The 19,243-nt window shown below is 39.5% G+C and carries 13 protein-coding genes; 3 read left to right on the top strand and 10 right to left on the bottom strand.

Translation table 11 applies throughout. The features are described 5' to 3' along the window. Positions 1-30: 30 nt before the first annotated feature. The 6 genes from LX66_RS22800 to LX66_RS22780 form a co-directional block, all read right to left on the bottom strand. Positions 31-2,760 (bottom strand): DEAD/DEAH box helicase family protein, encoded by a 2,730-nt coding sequence (locus LX66_RS22800; protein ID WP_145717784.1) that lies wholly within the window; start codon positions 2,758-2,760, stop codon positions 31-33. Positions 2,761-2,817: 57 nt separating this feature from the next. After that, positions 2,818-3,363: a hypothetical protein gene (locus LX66_RS22795; RefSeq protein ID WP_145717783.1), complete on the bottom strand. Its 546-nt coding sequence runs from the start codon at positions 3,361-3,363 to the stop codon at positions 2,818-2,820. Between the two features lie 79 nt (positions 3,364-3,442). After that, positions 3,443-4,006, bottom strand: coding sequence for a hypothetical protein (locus LX66_RS22790; protein ID WP_145717781.1), 564 nt, complete (start codon positions 4,004-4,006; stop codon positions 3,443-3,445). Between the two features lie 72 nt (positions 4,007-4,078). Continuing rightward, complete coding sequence (locus LX66_RS28670) at positions 4,079-4,180, bottom strand: cyclophilin-like fold protein (RefSeq protein ID WP_158642720.1); 102 nt, start codon at positions 4,178-4,180, stop codon at positions 4,079-4,081. 209 nt (positions 4,181-4,389) lie between these two features. After that, a complete protein-coding gene (locus tag LX66_RS22785) occupies positions 4,390-5,295 on the bottom strand; it encodes a helix-turn-helix domain-containing protein (protein ID WP_145717780.1) in 906 nt (301 codons plus the stop codon). Further along, positions 5,270-6,265: an NADP-dependent oxidoreductase gene (locus LX66_RS22780; RefSeq protein WP_145717779.1), complete on the bottom strand. Its 996-nt coding sequence runs from the start codon at positions 6,263-6,265 to the stop codon at positions 5,270-5,272. Before LX66_RS22780 ends, LX66_RS22785 begins: the two co-directional genes overlap by 26 nt. A gap of 831 nt (positions 6,266-7,096) precedes the next feature. On the opposite strand from LX66_RS22780, the gene LX66_RS22775 reads away from it, so the two are divergent. From LX66_RS22775 to LX66_RS22765, 3 genes are read left to right on the top strand one after another with little or no spacing between them, the layout of a single operon-like run. After that, positions 7,097-7,996, top strand: a complete 900-nt coding sequence (locus tag LX66_RS22775) for a DUF4007 family protein (protein ID WP_145717778.1) — start codon at positions 7,097-7,099, stop codon at positions 7,994-7,996. After that, positions 7,977-11,240: a hypothetical protein gene (locus tag LX66_RS22770; protein ID WP_145717777.1), complete on the top strand. Its 3,264-nt coding sequence runs from the start codon at positions 7,977-7,979 to the stop codon at positions 11,238-11,240. The genes LX66_RS22775 and LX66_RS22770 overlap by 20 nt, the downstream gene beginning before the upstream one ends. Next, a complete protein-coding gene (locus LX66_RS22765; protein WP_145717776.1) occupies positions 11,230-12,333 on the top strand; it encodes a phosphoadenosine phosphosulfate reductase family protein in 1,104 nt (367 codons plus the stop codon). Before LX66_RS22770 ends, LX66_RS22765 begins: the two co-directional genes overlap by 11 nt. 121 nt (positions 12,334-12,454) lie before the next feature. Here the strand turns inward: LX66_RS22765 and LX66_RS22760 are convergent, their stop codons facing one another. The 4 genes from LX66_RS22760 to LX66_RS22745 form a co-directional block, all read right to left on the bottom strand. After that, complete coding sequence (locus tag LX66_RS22760; RefSeq protein ID WP_158642719.1) at positions 12,455-13,237, bottom strand: hypothetical protein; 783 nt, start codon at positions 13,235-13,237, stop codon at positions 12,455-12,457. After that, a complete protein-coding gene (locus tag LX66_RS22755) occupies positions 13,230-14,381 on the bottom strand; it encodes a hypothetical protein (RefSeq protein ID WP_145717773.1) in 1,152 nt (383 codons plus the stop codon). Before LX66_RS22755 ends, LX66_RS22760 begins: the two co-directional genes overlap by 8 nt. Before the next feature lie 5 nt (positions 14,382-14,386). Then, positions 14,387-16,717: a sensor histidine kinase gene (locus LX66_RS22750; protein WP_145717772.1), complete on the bottom strand. Its 2,331-nt coding sequence runs from the start codon at positions 16,715-16,717 to the stop codon at positions 14,387-14,389. Positions 16,718-16,833: 116 nt separating this feature from the next. Beyond that, a complete protein-coding gene (locus tag LX66_RS22745) occupies positions 16,834-19,224 on the bottom strand; it encodes an ATP-binding protein (RefSeq protein WP_145717771.1) in 2,391 nt (796 codons plus the stop codon). Between the last annotated feature and the right edge of the window lie 19 nt (positions 19,225-19,243).

The following is a 19,243-nucleotide window of genomic DNA, read 5'->3' as shown; positions in this document are numbered from 1 at the left end:
GTTTGGACAGGAAATATAGTTGGATGTCTTTTACCTCCATTTGTTTAAGTGCTCCACTTTATCGTCCAATTGTGCGGCTAAAGATTTGATCCTGGATTTCAACAGTAATTTCCTGCCGTCTATTGTTCGCGTAAAGATCAGTTCGCAGGCGCCAACCAGCCATTCCCATTGCCCCTTGAAATATTCAGCCAGGTGCTTATTTCGTCCAAGTATTTGGGGAACGGCATGATAGTCTTTTTGCTTAATGAAATGCATAAACCGGTGCTTCCTTATTATCACATACCGGGGATTGTCAATGGGCGCAACAATTTCCTGCAGGGCATTGATGAAAGTAGACCTTTCAAAAGTGGTTCCGCCTTCCAGGTGGCAATGCACCGCGCCCCATTTGTCAACGGAGGCTTCGACTTTTAGTGCTGCCATGTCAGTATGTATGGCGCCCGCTTTTTGCATAGCATGTAATAAAGCCTTCCCGATCTGTTGGATATCCTTCGAAATATCGCGGTACATGAAATAAAGCCGGAGCGCTTTATAAGCCATCCTGCCGAAAATAGCCGCCCCAAGCGTACCGAGAATAGCGAGGAAAGTGTATAGGTCCTGCATGGACCTGATATGCCTTGCAGATCTGCTGAGGCCCTGCAGGCTTTCCAATCCGAACCCCAGTAAACCGGAGCCCAATGTGGCGATAAGGTTTGCAATCGTCTTGTTAAAATACAGGGTCTTAACGGCCTGGTAGGGCCGTTCTTCCGGAAACGGGATCCTGACCTCCTCTACAAGTGTAGTACCTGTTTCCAGTGCGGTTTTCCAACGTTGCTTCAGGCTTTCCCGGTTGCCGGCAAAGGCAAACATTTCCGCATTCTTTTTTTCGATGGCTTCCTGCTCGCCCATATTTCCCGGAATGTTCAGGCGATCAATACCGTTTTCAATTGCCGGGTCTTTCCGGAAGGAAACACCCACAAAGCTTCTGAAACGCCTTTTCAGTAGATCAAAATCATCTCCGCCTGTAGCGACAGTAGGGTCAATACAGGCCAGGTGCCAGATGTTTCCTGTTTTGTCCCGGTTCCCGTTCTGTGCCCGGATGGCTCTTCCCCGCATTTGATTGGACAGGACAAATGAGCCGACAAAACTTGCCAGGATCAGCGAATTAATGGCGGGCGCATCCCAGCCTTCTCCCAGTAATGACTTTGTACCTACTAGCACTTCAATTTCTCCCTGCTGAAAAATTTGTGTTACGATATGAACAATGTCATGTTTAAGCTGCTCCGTCTGTTCAATTAAAATGTAATTACTGTCAAAAGGCACGGGGCTTGCACTAACCTGTGAGATACTGTATTTAGCAGCTTTTGATTCAAACGCCGGGTAAGCTGTTTTCGGAATGATGATCATTGAGCCGGTCAGCACCCCGATTTTTTTATTGCCGGTGTTTTCACGTCTTAGCTTTTCAAAAATGGGGATCACCCCGATCTTGTTGATCTCAAGGTTATTTTCAGCGGAATTTATAAAGAACTCTTTCCGGATGAAGTCAGCAAGAATGACCAAACGCAGGTCCTGGCCCAATTGCCCGTGCTCAAAATCAACAATTGCTTTAATGCCGTTTAGTTTGTTGATGCTGGACGTCAGATAACCGGTTATCTTTTTGTTATACGAAAAGCTGATCTGCCGTCTTTCGATGGCGCCATACCGTTTTAACCTGTTTTCAAGCGCGGTTTGATGTTGCTCATAAGGCTTAAAGTATGCTTTCTCCCTGAAGAGATAAAAATCCAGTAAAATTTCAAGCCAGTTGTAATCAAGCGGTGGCACCTGGAGCCGCTTGTCTCCAATTATTTCAAGGTGTGTTTCCGGGATTTCTTTCCCGTTGGCATGCAGGAATATTAAACAGGCCGAATAGTAAGACAGGTTATTGTAGATCCAGTCCAGGTGTTCCATGGGGTTTTGCCACATCGGGAGAAGCTCCATGGCCCTGAGCATAGTTTCATCACTCCTTATTTCCAGGAACAGCTTTTCAATATGCCGTCTGAAATCAATAATGCTTTGATATTCTTTTTCTGCCGGTAATGTGAAATGCACATAGTCCTGGTGCGGGCACAGGTCGCCTTCCATGATCAGCTCAGGAACGGATATTTCGGTGTCCACCGGTCCATTCAGATCAATATATCGTTGCCATTCTGTAGCGGTAACATCATAGGGTGGCGTTGCGGTTAACCCTACGATTACCGGCTTGATTTTCTCTTTAACCAGTGTCAGCGTCTGCCACCATTCGTTTTTTAAATGGTGGGCTTCATCAACCACAATCGTTTTAATGTTTTGCGATCTCAGACCGTTTACAATACTGTCAAGGTTAGGATTGGCAGACCTGCCATTCCCGTTTTCCGCAGCTTCTTCTTCGTTTGCCGTGTCTTCATCTTCATTTTCATCTACAAGGTTGTTGCAAGCCGCATGAAGTCCCTGGTAGGTCACCACCGTCATGAATTTTGGATGGCGAATGTCTCTTGATATCCAGTCCGGCGCGTGGGGTGTCTGCAGGAACAGTTCGCAAAAGCGTTGTATCCACTGGTTCCGGATGGCAATTGTTGGTGCAAGGATTAAAGTTGGTTTGTTTAACCGCAGCGCTACTTCAAGCCCCAGGACTGTCTTTCCTGAGCCGGGCGGAGCAACGACGTGTAAATGTCTATTCGCCAGGTGATCTTGTAATTCGTCCAGCACCCGTTGCTGGTATTTTCTCCAGGGGTATTTGAATGCTGCATCCTTGGGATATGTTGTCAATTTGTGTGGTGGCTTTAAAAGTCAGGGTACGTTATGAACCTATATTACCGTCGCGCATTAGTCGGACGACATGTTTTTTTGTATAGTTTGTTTTTTTCTTTTCCTGTCCGCTCTTCGCCTGTCTGACTTGTTTTTGGCGGCATACTCATTTTTGTCAGAATTGAAGTGCATAAACCGCTCTGAAATCAGAGCGCCTTGCCTTATCATAAGACCATTTAAAGGGCAGGTGCTGTAACCGCAACTGTGTTTCGAATAGATGCCAAAATTCCTGTGTTTTATTTTTTTGTCGGCTAGAATTTTCTGTTGGTTATTAATTATGTCACTCCAGATTTGGTTTTCGTCTGCCTGGGTTAACTCTTTTCCAATTGTTATAATGTCAAAATATGTCTGTGGGTCTTTTAGCTGTAGAAAGTCAAAAGATTTTTTGAAGGTTTTATGAGTATATTCCCGAACCTCAATTTTGCTTGTAATGTCTAATTTGTCGTTTTCAATAATTGAACGATAGAGCCCCAGAATATTGAAGTCAGTATATTTTTTATAATTGTCAATATAGAAAAAATATTCCTTCAAAGTCAGCTTGTTAAATCTTTGTCCAATTTTCATTTTATAGTTTTGTAGGTTAGGTATACCCGGTTTATGCCTATCAGTCGCGGCCCGGCGCAAAACCAGTGTATAGGCTGCCTTATTTTAATGCTTGCATGATTCCTTTCTCTTCGGTTGTATTCCAATCCTGTGTCCGGCTACATTGATGCGTCCAGAATGTCTTTTTATCAAATGTTCGTCTCCTGAGCTTATCTGTCATGGGTAATTCGTCAAATATTGTGGCATAGACAATATACTTTTCTCCTGCCTGGAAGCGATAACCACAAGCGGCTCCGTTTGACGGCGTCAGAATTGTTAACGTATCAGCAACCAACTGTCCCTTGTATATTTTATTGATCTTTATTTTTACCACTGCAGTGGGGTGTTCCCGCCAATTAAAATGTATTTTGCTGGTGTCACCGGTGACTGTAATTCCCAAACTGTCGTAGTTTGTGGTAAAAGATATGGAAGTAACCTGCCCGCTAAAAACAATGCCGGCATGCTTCACACTTTCTGAAACAGATGCTTCTCCCTGGCAACTGCAAGCAAAGGAATTTGCTGCTCCAGTTAAAGTCAGGAAGATTGTTAGTAATATGTTCCTGTATTGTTTAAAGGAAGGTGTCGTTGCAAAAAATGGCGTAATGGTGATTATAGAGTGTCTCAAAATTTATTGCTGTTAACACTCAAATATACGTAATAATCTTAATGGATTTGGGGTAAACGGATAGGAACAAGATCATAGTACTAATAATTTTTCATTGCCGTTCATCTCACTCATATTAATAGTCATCGGCTGCATGGCTTTGAATGCATTAACGGTTGCATTATCATTTAACATTTACTTTTTCCATCCACATGCCTGCCACTATGGTATCTGCAGGCACATCTTTGGCGTCAAAAAAGTACAATTAAAATTGATGAGCACATTTTTCCCGATGCTTAAATGGTTACCATAAAAGCATTGATTTTAAGTGCTTTTGTTTCTCCTGCGTAGAGGAGGGTGTGGAACCTCTCTTCCGCCCACTATAATTCCATTCCGACGAGCATTTAGTTGAATTTTTTCCGGAATTCCAACGGAGACATTTCAGTTTTTGTCTTGAAGAACTTACTGAAAGATTGTAAATGTTCAAAACCCAGCTCATATGCAATTTCGCTAACTGAAAGGTTCGTGGCAGATAATTTTTCCTTTGCTTTTTCAATAAGTTTTCCGTGAATGTGTTGTTGGGTATTTTGGCCTGTCAGTACACGCAGTAAGCTGCTTAAATAGCCAGGGGAAAGGTTTAGCTGCTCCGAAACATATTTAACAGAAGGCAGCCCTTTTATTGTCAGGTTATCGTCAGCAAAATGCCTGGTAAGCAATTTTTCCAGGCGCTCAAGTATTTGATGGTTCGTTTTTTCGCGCGTGATGAATTGGCGGTGATAAAACCTTTCTGCGTAATTTAACAGGTTTTCAACGTGTGAGGTGATAATTTTTTTAGTGAACCTGTCAATGTTAGAGCAGTATTCCTGCTGGATGTTTTGAATAATATTGGTAACGGTTGCTTCTTCTTTTTCTGAAAGAAATAATGCTTCATTTACAAAATAGTCCCAAAAATCATATTGTTTTATGGTTTGGGCAAGTGTTGTATTCCACAGGAAATCGGGGTGGATGAATATCACCCACCCCGACTGTTTAAGTTTTTCGTTTTTATCAAGAACAATGCTATACACCTGGTTAGGGGCCATAAAAGACATGATGCCATTATCAAAATCATATTGCTGTTGCCCATATTTTACCTTGAAATTGGAGATTCTTTTTATAGCAATGCAATAAAAGTCCAGCAATAAGGTCAAGGGCTCGTCAGTGTGCAAATGTTTAATGGCGTCTATGTTTATAACACTGATCAGCGGATGCCGGGGTTGAGGCAATTGCCTGAACTGGTGAAACTCATTTATTGTTCTGAAATGTTTCATTGTGCTGATCTTCTTTTCTTACTTCCAATACAAGCTTGCCACGGCCATGCCTCTGCTCACTTTCCCGGTGCGCTTCTGCAGCTTTTTCCAGCGGGTAAGTTTTATTTACCGTGACCTTTATCTTATTTTCATCGACTAACAGCGCAATCTCATTTAACCATTCCCGGATATCTTCTTCACCATAGATGACCTCGCCTCTGGCGTTCTTTTTTGCAAGGGCCTTTGTAACATCCTCACCTAACGGGAATCCCTGGGTGGTCACCAACGTGCCATTTTCTTTCAGCACTCTTACAGATTTTTGTTGGATATCATTTCCAAGCGCTACTGCATCAAACACAACATCTAAGTCGTGCAGCATATCTTCAAAATCCTGCTTGTTATAATCAATGACTTCATCTGCGCCCAGTTGCTTTAAAAAAGCATGATTATTTGGTGAAGCAGTTCCTATTACATAGGCCCCTTTCCATTTTGCCAGTTGTACAGCAAAATGTCCTACGCCGCCGGCTGCGCCGTGAATGAGAATGCGCTGTCCCGGCTGTAATTGCCCGCGATTGAAAACGCCGTCCCACGCGGTAACTCCAGATACCGGTATGGCTGAAGCCTCAATAAAATTGATACTTTTCGGTTTTAGTGAAAACTTCCTTGCCTTTGCAGCAACATATTCGGCATAACTGCCGTCTCCCGGGTAGTTCGGGATACCATATACCGCATCCCCCTTTTTAAAACCGGTTACATTACTGCCAATCTCTTCTACTATGCCGGCTGCGTCCCAACCAGGTGTAATGGGTAGTTCTATTTTGACGTGCAGACGGCTTACTATTTTGCCGTCACGAATTTTCCAGTCTATAGGGTTTACAGCGCTCGCATATACTTTCACCAGAATTTCATCTGCCGCCGGAATAGGACGCGCTATTTCTTCCAGTTTCATTACCTCTGGCAATCCAAATTCATTAATTCTTATTGCTTTCATATCGCTTTCATTTTTTTTGTTGATGTAAAATTATGAAGTAGCTAAAGAATGGAGTTAGTCAAAAGCGCTTTTGGTTTAGCCGGATCGATGAAAAGTCATCATAAAGATGCAAACAGCTACACCTTGAGGTAATTCGCCTTTCTCTCAGCTTTAAGGGCATACTTTGATCAGATAGCCAGTGTTGGAAAGCGATCGGTCAGGGGCGAATAAAGAAGTTCAAAAATTATCAAACTAAAAAGCCTCCAAATCAAAAGACTTGAAGGCTTTTTCTTTTCCTGCGGGCTGGGAGGGATCACAATCGAACACTTGATACCTCTTTTGACGTTTTTTGATAGTTTAGATAGCCGAGGACCAGTTTAAATTCAAAAGAAAACCATTTGCCAACGAGTATAAGATAACGAAGCACTATAAGCCCCAAAAGGGGTGGTACAACCAGGCCTATTTCGCTAATAAGAATTCCGGTTAATTGAGTGAATTACGGTATTCTTCTGGCGATACTCTCACTTTTTGCTTTATGTCTGTGATAGAGATGGCAGAATAGCAAATAGAATAATTCATACAAGCGCCTACATATCATAATATTATACTATATAAATGTCAAAAAGACTTAATTTGAATAAAATCCTAAAATTAGCTCTTAGTAGCCGCTTAGCGTTTTTACGTAGAACTATGTAGGTAAATTGAATCAGCTAGTTAAAATATTTGATAATCAATAACTAATGCACTATTAAATTAGCTAATTTCCCAATTTATCTAAGGAACATAAGTTTTCAACAGTTGGTGTATTTCTATTTTACCTCGAGCAATAGGAAAAACTTATCTTCGTAAGTTATGACGATGACGCAACAAAAAATATACTTTTCCGGTCACGAGTCCTTCATTTGCAAGCAGTTTTGGCTTAAAAAGACTTTTGATTTCTCCAAAGCTGGCAGAAGCTTTACAGATGATGCGGCAGTAGTAGACTTAGGAGTGGGTAAAAACATGGTAGCCTCTTTGCGTTACTGGGGAAAAGCTTTTGGTATATTGGATGAAAATGACCAGCCTACCACAATCGCTCAATATCTATTTGGTGCAGCAGGGCGGGACCCTTATCTGGAAGATTTTGCAACCATGTGGTTACTGCACTTTCATCTGCTAAAATTAAATCGTTTCTCCATCGCCAATTTATTGTTCAATGAGCTTAGAAAAGAACGAACAGAGTTTACTAAAGATCAACTTGTCAATTTCATATCCAGAAAGGCGAAAGAACATGAAACGAACACGGACAATCTAAATACCATAGAGCGTGACGTCAACGTGTTGATTCGCATGTATTCAAAGCCACAAAAAGGTGATACCATAGACATCGAAGATGATTTTACGGGAATATTGATTGACCTTGATCTGATGAAGCGATTTAAGCAGCGTGACTTGGATAATAGACTCGTAGAATGGTACAAAATAGAATCAGAAGACCGGGTAGGTTTACCGTGCGAAGTAGTATTGTTCACCATTTTAGACAATTATGGTGAAGGTCAGCAGACAATTACCTTCCGCGAACTATTAATCGGGGCTAACTCACCTGGCGCCGTGTTTTCACTTAACCCTGACGGACTATATCATCAATTGAAAGAAATTTCATATAAGTATAACAAGCAGGTAGTATATACAGAAACAGCAGGCAACGAGGTGTTTCAAATTAAAAAAACTATCAATAAGTACGATATTTTAAATGACTACTATAACCGATAAAAAGAAACAGCAAGCAATTAAAAGCTTTTCGCCCTCCGTAAATATCATACGGGATGCTGATAGTATGTTGCATTATATCCCAACTACTAATGCCAAGCTGGTATTTACGCAATTAATCAACGACTACCGGGTGGGTATTCGTTCTTTTACTATTGTAGGTGCCTATGGTATTGGTAAGTCAGCCTTCCTTTGGGCCTTTGAAAAAAACATCAATCACACGCAGTATATCTTTTCCAAGCTTAGCGATAGTATGCCCGTTAAGGAATTTGATTTTCTGCGTATTGTGGGTCAATACAGTTCCCTTAGCAATGAAATAGCCAAACAGCTAGGGATTGGGACAAAAGAAATTACTGCAGAAACATTGCTTTCTGCGTTAGATAAGCATTATAAAGCTTTGGCCAAAACGGGTAAAGGGTTGGCCATTGTCGTGGATGAATTTGGTAAATTCCTGGAATACGCAGCTAAGAATAATCCTGAAAGAGAGCTCTATTTCATACAGCAAATAGCCGAGTATGCTAATGATGCAAAGAAGAATATTTTGTTCGTCACAACACTGCATCAGGATTTTAACGGCTATGCGCGTGGCCTTACCAATACCCAGCAAAAAGAATGGGATAAAGTAAAAGGCCGTCTTAAGGAGATTACATTCAATGAGCCAGTAGAACAATTAATGTTTTTAGCCTCTGAACGCTTAGCCGAATTGCAACTAGGACAAAAGGATAAACTATTCTCTAAACTTTTCAAAAGCATAGAAGCGGCGAAGGCCTTTCCTCTTAAAGATTATTTTTCGGAGAGCTTCGCCGAAAAGCTATTACCCTTCGATATCTTGACTGCAGCAGTATTGACATTGAGTCTTCAAAAATACGGGCAAAATGAGCGGTCTCTATTTTCCTTTATCGAATCGAATGACCACCTGGGAATTCGGCAATATAAGAAAGACACATCCGGCTATTACAACCTTGCCAATCTGTACGACTACTTGGTATATAATTTCCATTCCCTACTAGCTACGAAGTTTAATCCACATTATGCCCAATGGTCAGCCATACGCCTTGCTATCGAGCGTGTAGAAGGCTTGTTAGATGATCGGGTAAGCGATGCTTTAAAGCTGGTTAAAACGATTGGCTTGCTCAATATCTTTGCTACAGCGTCGGCGCGTATTAATCACACCTTTTTAGTAGAATATGGAAAATATAGTTTAGGAATAAAGTTTCCTGAAGAAGTCATTGCAAAACTACAAAGTCTTAAAATAATCCGATTTGTAAAACATAGCGATAGATTTATCCTTTTCGAAGGTACAGACTTAGATATAGAACTAGCTATCAATGAAGCGGGCAATCTAGTGGAACGTGTAATTAATATCGTTCATCACCTTGGTAAACATTTCGAGTTACCTTACTTATCTGCAAAGGCCGCCTACTATGAAAGAGGGACACCTCGGATCTTCGCTTTTCGACTGACTGAAGAACCTTGGACACAAGCACCTGAGAATGAAATCGACGGGATTATTAATCTCATTTTCTCAGACAATTACAAGGAGAAAGATATTAAAACAGCCTCAGGAGCAAATAGAGAAGCTATCCTGTATGGCCTATATAAAAACACAGACGAGATCAGAAATTTATTGTTTGAAATAGAAAAGATTGAGAAAGTCAAGGAAATTAACAAAGAAGATCGCATTGCAGTACGCGAGTTGAACAATATACTATCCCATCAAACCAAATTACTTAACCATTATGTACTAACCAATATCTATGCTGGCGATCAGTCGTCTATTGTTTGGTACTTCAATGGTAAAAAGCAAATAATTTCAGGCGAGAGATCTTTTAACCAATTGCTTTCTAAGATTTGTAATGAAGTATACCCTTATACACCCATTTTTAAAAATGAAATGGTGAATAAGACCAAATTATCGGGGGCCCTTTCTGTGGCAAAGAAAAACCTGTTGAAGAGCCTTACAGAAAATTGCAATGATCCTAATTTAGGTTTTGATAATACTAAGTTTCCACCAGAAAAAACGGTTTACCTCTCCTTGCTTCGGAATACTGGTATTCATCAACAACTTAAAGATGGGGTTTCGCTCGTTGCTCCAACGGACCCCAGTTTTCAGCACCTATGGGAAGCGGGAATGGCATTCCTGGAAAGCACCCGTACGGGGAAAAGGAGTTTAAAAGAGTTCGTTGATATATTGTCTGCACGGCCATTTAAGCTTAAAAAAGGACTGATTGATTTCTGGCTACCTATTTTCCTTTTTGTCCGGCGCGACGATTTTGCGTTATTTGGGCAAGATGGATATATTCCTACGCTTACGGATGACACCTTGGAACTTGTAAGTCGCGCTCCTGGCAGCTATGAGCTAAAGGCTTTTGATATAGCAGGTGTGAAACTCAATATTTTCAATCGATATCGTAGCTTGCTCAACCAATCGGAACAAGATAGACCTACCAATCAAACGTTCATTGAAACAATAAAACCTTTTCTGGTTTTTTATAAGGACTTACCAAGTTACGCCAAGCATACGAAAACCCTAAACAAAAAAACGTTAGCATTACGTGAGGCGATAGCGTACTCAAAAAACCCAGAGGAAACTTTTTTTGAACAGTTTCCTAAAGCGCTTGGCTATACCATCCCTCAACTTCAAAAGAATGAAAAGGAATTAGCCGAATTTGTGAACCAACTGCAAAAAAGTATCCGGGAAATACGCACTTGTTTTGATGAGTTGGTCAATACTTTTGAATCCTTTATCCAGGAAGAGATAATAGGCAATAAAGTAGCTTTTCCAAGTTATAAAGAAAGTCTGCAACAGCGCTTTTTAGCCATCAAAAGACATTTGCTTTTACCTTATCAAAGGGTATTTGTACAGCGCATTCAATCGGAACTAGATGATCGTAAAGCCTGGCTCAACTCCCTAGCACAAGCCTGTATTGGCAAATCGCTTGAAATGATGACAGATGAGGAGTGGCCGTTACTGGTGGAAAAGTTTAAGGATACTGTACACGAGCTGGACAATCTTTCCGATATCAGTAAAAGTGGCTTTGATGAAGGAAAAGAAATTGCTGTTAAATTTGAAGTGACCTCTTTTGTGAAAGGTTTGCAGCGTAACCTGGTACGTTTGCCTAAAACAAAAAATAAAGAATTGATCCAATTGCAAAGCGCAGTTAAAGCCAAATTGAGTAACGATAAGCAGCTCAATATTGCTATGCTTGCGCAACTATTAGAAGAATTGATCCGTAATGAAAAGTAAAGTAAGACACGTTTTAGGAATATCAGGGGGCAAGGATAGCGCCGCTCTTGCTATTTACATGTTCGAGAACTATCCCGAACTCCCTATCGAATATTATACTTGCGACACCGGAAAGGAGCTAGAAGCGACATACCAGTTGATCAAGAACCTTGAAATTTACTTTGGGAAAAGTCTTACGCTGCTCGAGGCAGCAGCGAAAAGCCATGAAGATCCTTTCGATCACTTTTTACAGCTTTATGGGGGCTATCTGCCCTCTTCTGCTAGCCGCTGGTGTACTCGAAAACTTAAGCTGGAGCCCTTCGAAAAATGGGTGGGCAACGATCCCGTGGTTTCTTATGTAGGTATCCGTGGCGATGAAGATAGAGAGGGGTATATCTCCAAAAAGCCGAACATCCAGTCCATATTTCCTTTTCGAAAAAACATATGGAGCGAAGACGTGGTGAGCAAGCTGCTTAAAAATGATCACATAAGGAAAGTGGCAAATTGGTACCAGCAGACCGATACGCAACATTTAGAACGGATACTGGAGATTGTAGAAGAACCTTTATCCAGCAAGTTTGTACAAACGGAAAAATTGAATGCGTTGCTCAACTTGGATACGCCTGCATTTAATCAGGTGGCGTTTGCATTTTTAAAAACAACTAACTATCCGCTTTCCGCCGAGGCCAATTTTCCTTTGGTGGACAACGATGATGTGCTCAAAAAGGATGATATCTACGATATACTCAAAAGAAGTGGTGTCGGTGTGCCTCAATACTATGAAGAAATTACGTTTGAGGTGAATGGTAAAAAAGGCACTTATGCGCGTAGTCGTTCTGGGTGCTATTTCTGCTTTTTCCAGCAAAAGATAGAATGGGTTTGGCTTTACGAACAGCATCCCGATAAATTTAGGATGGCAATGGAGTATGAAAAGGATGGTTATACATGGATGCAGGACGAGCGGTTGGAAGACTTAATACAGCCTGAACGTATGGATCAAATAAAAGAAGAACAAATTAGAAGAATCGAAAGGGCAAAAAATAATACTAAATCTCCCTATCTTGTTGATAAGCTGAATGATGAGGTGGAGGGATGTATCAGTTGCTTTTTATAAAATCATAAAAAATTAGTTGCATCTAATACAAGAAAACTACTAGAAAGTGCCGTATTAAAAAAATTCTACGGGGAAGTCTTTACAACATGTTAATTCTTCGTATTAAAGTATTCTCACTTTCTTATTGACTGCAGTGTAAAATATTATTTGCGAATGCCCGATCAATTGTATAGGTTTGTTCAAAGTCATGAAAATGACTAGCAAATGATATAGCGTAGGGGCGCCATAGTCTATATTGAGCATTTTTCACATATCTTTTATAAGAAGGATCATCTGTCAAACTCTTATGTTTATTGTAGGCATAGAAGTTTTTGATTACAAAATCAAATGCTAAAACGAGATCAAGCGGTGGATGCATAATTCTCGGGCTATCCATCAAAATAAAGTCGCCATAGTTAAACCCCTGAGCTTTACTAATTTCTGTACCGCCATATTCATAATGATAAAGTGGGTGGCTGGTAGAAGTCCCTCTACTTGGATCGTGCTTATCAAGATGCCATGAGCATTGTAATGTTTTCACATCTTCTACGTTCGAATTGTGAAAATAATCGAATTGTATGATTATCTTAGTTGCTAACATGATGATTGGATCTGAAATCTTATCTTCGTCAGAAATGCAATTACATTCACAAGCAACTTCTAGTAACACCCTAGATTCGCCTTCTTCCTCTCTTGCAAGTCTTGATACCCAATCAGGGCGTACATGGCGATCTAAATTGATGTTCTTGAAAGGAAATTTCACTAAATTGTATTCACAAATGTCGCCAGCCTTGGCATTGTTGTTTAAAATTTTAAGAAGATCATGTGGTACACAGATAGAATTAAACCATTGATTTTTGGTCAAAAAAATAGAAAAATTCTTTAGCTCTTCTCTAGGGCTTAGTATATCCTTCATCCTACTCATTCTTTAAAATTTTAGCCTTAAATTTATCGAACCGTTCCCGCTCAATTGCACTAATTCTCCATGCATTTGCATCTTCCTTTTCAAGTTCTGCATAAGCCGACACGTACTCTACCTCAAGCCATGGATTTGATGTATAGTCACCAATCATAAAGCCGTTAATTGGATCTAGGGGGCGCTTGGTTCCTTTGCATATTGTCCAAAATTCTTCACTACTACAGAATCTTATTCTTTCGGCAGGTACTAAAGTAGTTCCAAACTTGTCATTTAGAATTTGAACGCGGACTGATGCTCCGGTTGTGCGCAAATCTTGATTACTAATATTTTTCCACCAATCAATAAGTTTATATGCCCAGTAGTTGGACCATCCTATGCTCAGAAATCCTTTATAGTCTACTTTTTCGTCAATTAATAACTTCTTAATCTCATTCCAAGATGTACCTGACTTTTCTATATCAATACCTAATCGTGCAGCAACAACCGCTTCATTAATTAAAAGCCCTTCTTTTTGAATAAACTCCTGTAGTAGGAAATACACTAGGTCATGAGTTGTATTTGTAGTCGCAATATTTTCCAGGGTATCTATAAATCTTATATCCAGCAGACCTAATTCATCTGCCGATATATCAAGTACTTCTTTTAAATCAAAGGTCTTACTTTGAAGTTGTTTATAGACTGTTGCTAAGTCGAATAATTGCCGCTCGCTATTTTTTACATGTTTTACGAAAAGATCATTTTTGATGCAGGTCAGATCAAATAGATCCCTACTTGTAAGTTCGCGATTTTTTAAATTAGAAAATGTTCTATTATTATCAGCAGAGCAAATAATGATAGGTACATCCTTTACAATTTTTTTTGCGGCATTTACCCTTAAGTGCTCAGCTAAAGACTCTGCAGAAAAGTCAACATCTTCTACTTCGTCAGAACCCTTAGCAGCCTCACTTTGATTGGTGAGTTCCCAGTCGAGAATTATTCCATCGTATTGATCTAAGTCTGTGAAAATAGATTTAGACCTTTGTTTCCAACTTAATGGATAATCAGTTTTTATTTCAACATCAGTTGAAATAGTATTAAGTAATTGCACATCTCCATCTCGAGTAGCTTTATCATTATCATCTAGAAAGAGGTATGTTATCGTTTTTGGCATGATTTCTAATTTTGTAAGCTCTTAATTTGTTCGTCAGTAGCTTTAGGAATTTCAATTCTAATACAAGTATTATAGCCTTCTGGTGGGTTGGCTACAAAGATATTACCGTTATATTCGGCAATAATATCTTTTAGTATTTTCAATCCTAATCCAGAGCCAATGAGTTGTTCGTTTAATGATGCATTTATACCGGCTGGCGACGATGTCGTAAAAAAGGCATCAAATACTCTATCTTTGTTTTCTTCTGGAATGCCATCTCCGTTGTCTAAAAATTCCAGATAAACATTCCGGTCGTCTTTCCCGGCGATTATTCTAATTTTCTTGATAGGTGGTTTTGCCCTTCTAAGCGCTTTTTTTGAATTAGTATACAAATTTAATAGAATAGAATGCCATTCAGATGGGTGCATTTGAATTGTATATATTTCGTATCCTCTAATTTCTTCTTGCACATTTATACCTTCATGTTCAAAATCCCACTTCGTACTCGCTAAAAATGGTCTAATGACACGCCGTAACTCAATAAACTCCAATTCACGTTTAGAATTTCGACTCACAGCATCATTAAAATAAGAGGTATAGGTATCTAAATGATTCACCTTATCAATCACTTGCTCTAGGTCTTCGCGCTTTTTGGGATCGGCTTCCGTAATAAAGAGGCTTTGTAATTTGCTATTAAAGAATATAGGGAATTGAATTATTTCATGAGTAAACTCTCCTATTGTAATCCCCAGCGTTGCAAGAATTCGTAGCATGGCGATCTCATCCAAAATGACTTTCAGATCAGAATTTAACTCCGACAGGAGCCCTTTTATTTCTTCCTTTTTCTTGTCTTTATGATTTTGATGTTGTTGAGAGTTGGAATTTGTATCGTGATCATCATCGTCATCTTCTTGCTGATCTTCGTTCGTGAACTCTTCGATTTTTGCCTGCAGACCTTCAACTTTTGCTTTCAAGGTTTTCGCTTCCGTTTTCTTTTGGTCGCGTTTCTGTTTTTCATTATAAATGAAAGGCGCGATTCTTCTAACTCCCGCAGTCACGGCCTTTCTAACAAAATCTCGAAGCTCTTCTAACGCTTGATTTTCGATTAGGCCCTCACGACTAGCCGTCTCTTCAAATAAAAGTCCTTCATTATCAATCAACTCAACGAAACCAAAAAAATTCTTGTTTGTATAAGGGATGTTGAAACTAACAGTAGACTCATTTAATTCGAACTGCATACGACTAGTTTGCCTATCTAGTTTCAACCAATCATCTCCTACCTCGCCATAAGGTAAAACGCGAAATCCGTTCCTATAAACTCGTATACCGGATTGTTCTGCAGCCAAACTTTCTACCCTTCCTAGTTCTTGTTTGGTAATGCCATTTTGGTAATATTCATATCTATCGTAAATAAAATAATAGACCTTGAAATTTACATTGCGCAAAACCGGATATGGTAATGCAATATCATTGTTTAGTTTTGATGAACTAATTTCTAGGTCTGCATCATTCAATTGAAAACTTGTACTCTTTACTTTCACGTAAGCATCTCCTTCTTCAGTAACATATCCATCTATTTCTGCAAGGCATTTTTCGTAAAGCAGCTTATTAATATCTGCAATTATAGTTCTTAACCCGTTTTCTGTTCGATAACATTCTACTAAAAATGATTCGTCCCCCTGCTTAGCAAGATTCAACTCGTTACTGCGGTTAGATAAAAAAGTCGGCTGCAATAAATCGGATATATATCTAAACACCCTTCGTATTTGTGCATCTGTCCAAGAATGGCGAAGTTGCTCAATGTAAAGCGTAGTGCCTTTCTTTTTTTGCTTTGCAACAATCTCAATATGGTTTTCAATGGAGGAAAGCTCTTTATCCATTTCATAGGAGTTCCAGTCGATGGTAATTTTTGTTGCGAACTCTTCGGATTCAACTTGAGTAATAACTACCAATTTCTCTCCTAAGAACTGAGTCGCAAAACGGCCAATGCCTTTTCTTCCTGCTCGCTGTCTTCTAAACCTAGGAGATATAGGTTCATGTATTTTACTGGTTGAGGATAAGGTCATAAACCCCTTTACAAGATTTTCTTTTGTCATACCGTGGCCATCATCATCTATGATCAAGGTGCCTCCAGTTAGATTTGAATCAACAAAATCGACAGTTACAAATGTTGCATCTGCATCATATGTGTTTTTTATTAATTCGGACACTCCTGTTTCAGCACGTCCAATTAGCTCTTTCCCAAGTCTATTAATAATATTCGCATCTACAGTAAAAGCAACAGAATTGTTATTTAGCTCAGCCAATTGCTGATTAATTTCATCTCTTAATTTTAATAATTCTTCTTTTGTTGACATTACGTTAGATATTACAATAAACTACTTCAGCCAAAATAGCTTCTAAAATAACACTTTCTATTTATATGGCAGTTAAATATATATTTTTTTATGAAACTTACATTGCCTAAACATCCTTAATCCTCCAATGCCCCCATTAACTGCTCCATACCAAAATTCAAAAGAAAATCGGAATAGTAACTGTCAAATACATCGCGGATATAATCGTCGATGGTAATCTCGTCTTCGCCTTCTTCTTTCAGTAAAGACAACTTATAATTTTTCTTTTTGGTAATCATATAAAGAAACAAGGAATGAAAATATACAGAAGCAATGTATCTTTTTTGCGCTGCCATAATTTGCTCCTCGTTCTTTAGCTTTTTGCGATGATTCAAATACACATGGCTATCCAGGTTCACATAAATCTTTTCCAAAATGTCGCCGGAAGCCTGAAGGCTCATTACCGTTTTGTAATCCATAGTAATACCATGCGCTTCCAATCCTTCCCATTGCTCCTGCTTTACTTTGACCAGTTCTGGCAAGCCAATTCTATTATAATCCTCCTCTTCTTTGGGCGCTGTTTCTCTCTTCTGCTCTGGGTCTACAATTTTCAAGAAGACAACTTCCACAAACGATTCCTCGCCGGCTCCATTTAAAGTTGCCTCTACCTCAACTTCATCGCCTTGACGCAAGTCCGTATCTGGATTAAACGTTATTTTAATCGTGCCTTTATCAGGGCTCGACTTAATGATATTCAACAGCTCGCCAGGTTCTTTATCACTACCTTTCTCGGTTCCCCCATTGCTATCCGTACGCTTTACTTTCAAAACACTCACTTGCAAATCGCCAGGCTCTTCCGTTCTGTCAAAATAATGATCCTCTACATCCGTTTCAAATCTTAATGTCTTTTCACCGCCAATCGGCACAGGGATTGGATTATTTGGCTTGTGTTGAAGTCTGAAGAAACTAGGAAAGCGTTCTGGTTTGAATGGCTTCTCTTCCCTTTCTGGCTTACTACCTTTACTTTCTTTCTCCTTTGGCTTTTCTTTCGCTCTTTCCTCCAACTTTAGCGTGTTCTGTAGTAGATTAAACAATTCACTGTCCTTCGAAAGATTCTTAGCAAAGCTCTTAATCAATTCTGCAGTATCTTCACTTTCCAAGCCAATAGTATCCTTGCGTCGTTTATTGATATCATCCAATTTGGATTTCACTAACTTCTTCCTTATAAAATCCCGCAATTCTTCTGCCTTACCGCCATTTTTCAAGCGGTCACGCGAAGCCATAAAAAGGCCTTTTCTAAACTCATACCTCATCTTGCTGCAGTCCACATTAATGAGCAAGTAATCCTTTAATAGATTATATTTTAAGCTACGGGTAATAAATTCGGAAGTATAATGTCCATGTACTTGCCCATTCATAGAGAAAAGAACGGACATATTGTTCTTAAAATACCGTCGTTGAATATCGCCTTTGCTTTCCTTTGCCGTTTTTCCGTCTTGCTTTGCTTTGAATACGTAACAGGTCACCTTCATTTTCCCGAAAAGTGCATCTTCATATTCCTCCGAAAACCAATCTTCCACATAATCTTCTTCCTCCTCCAGTCGCCGTTGGAGGCCATACACAGTTGTCTCAAGCACCTTATTATTAGGGTAGCGCTCCTTTGTATCAATTGTGAAAATAGGCAGAACAGGCTTAAAAAGGAATTCGTTTAAGCTCTGATTTAAATCTTGAGCAAAACCAGAAATCCCTTTCATTTGATAGGAGAACATCTTAATGATGGTGCCCGTCTTAAACTTCCTGTTTAGCAACTTTAAATCTATCTCTGAAACATCGAAAGCTGGTATCTTACCGTCAATTTTCAGATATTCATACCAGGTATTCTTCTTCGTATCTTGCTCCTCTCGCGATAATGGATGTTCTCTTGTTAACGTGAACCCAAAATGTCCTGAACCATCGGATTTTTTGGAACCAATAAGTTGGTAGCCTTTTTCCCCGCAAAAAACAATAGCACCGCTACCACCCATATTATACTTTCCTTGGACAAAATGAATCTCATTTTTATTCCCTCTCATTAAAGACAAAAACGTATTTTCAAAATTTTCGGGATGTTGTCCCTCTCCATTATCGTAAATGATAATAGAACTTTCTTTTGTAGGGCCGTCGGCAATAATTTGGATATCTTCTGCCTGTTGTCTTCTCGCCGTATTTAGATCCCAATTTTTATGCTTGGGAAAAAATAAATCAATAGCCTCTTCCATTGATTTAGGAGCTTCTTTTGACTTTGGATCAATCCCCCTTTCCAGACATTGTTTCATTAAAATAGCATCAATTGAATTCGTCACTTTCTCTACTAAAGCTGCTATCGGGTTGGACTGCTGATTCTCTATAATACTAAAATTAGACTCATTTCCACCTATTGGATACCAGTTCTCCTGTTTGAAAATTGCAGGATTAGCACCAATAATTCTTTCAACCCCAGCTTCTGTACCCGCTGCATACAACTGTTCGAATAACGTTTTTAAATTCATGTAAAGGGAGTATTGTTTT

The sequence above is a fragment of the Chitinophaga japonensis genome (assembly GCF_007830125.1).
Lineage (GTDB): Bacteria > Bacteroidota > Bacteroidia > Chitinophagales > Chitinophagaceae > Chitinophaga > Chitinophaga japonensis.
The sequence above is the reverse complement of the archived record's forward strand: the minus strand, read 5'-3'. Positions and strand labels throughout refer to the sequence as shown.

Excerpts from the sequence above, each read along its gene's own strand:
- LX66_RS22780 (WP_145717779.1), bottom strand. The coding sequence starts at position 6,265 with ATGAAAGCAATAAGAATTAATGAATTTGGATTGCCAGAGGTAATGAAA.
- LX66_RS22755 (WP_145717773.1), bottom strand. The coding sequence starts at position 14,381 with ATGCCAAAAACGATAACATACCTCTTTCTAGATGATAATGATAAAGCT.
- LX66_RS22785 (WP_145717780.1), bottom strand. The coding sequence starts at position 5,295 with ATGAAACATTTCAGAACAATAAATGAGTTTCACCAGTTCAGGCAATTG.
- LX66_RS22795 (WP_145717783.1), bottom strand. The coding sequence starts at position 3,363 with ATGAAAATTGGACAAAGATTTAACAAGCTGACTTTGAAGGAATATTTT.
- LX66_RS28670 (WP_158642720.1), bottom strand. The coding sequence starts at position 4,180 with ATGTTAAATGATAATGCAACCGTTAATGCATTCAAAGCCATGCAGCCG.
- LX66_RS22775 (WP_145717778.1), top strand. The coding sequence starts at position 7,097 with ATGACGATGACGCAACAAAAAATATACTTTTCCGGTCACGAGTCCTTC.
- LX66_RS22765 (WP_145717776.1), top strand. The coding sequence starts at position 11,230 with ATGAAAAGTAAAGTAAGACACGTTTTAGGAATATCAGGGGGCAAGGAT.
- LX66_RS22750 (WP_145717772.1), bottom strand. The coding sequence starts at position 16,717 with ATGTCAACAAAAGAAGAATTATTAAAATTAAGAGATGAAATTAATCAG.
- LX66_RS22770 (WP_145717777.1), top strand. The coding sequence starts at position 7,977 with ATGACTACTATAACCGATAAAAAGAAACAGCAAGCAATTAAAAGCTTT.
- LX66_RS22745 (WP_145717771.1), bottom strand. The coding sequence starts at position 19,224 with ATGAATTTAAAAACGTTATTCGAACAGTTGTATGCAGCGGGTACAGAA.
- LX66_RS22760 (WP_158642719.1), bottom strand. The coding sequence starts at position 13,237 with ATGAGTAGGATGAAGGATATACTAAGCCCTAGAGAAGAGCTAAAGAAT.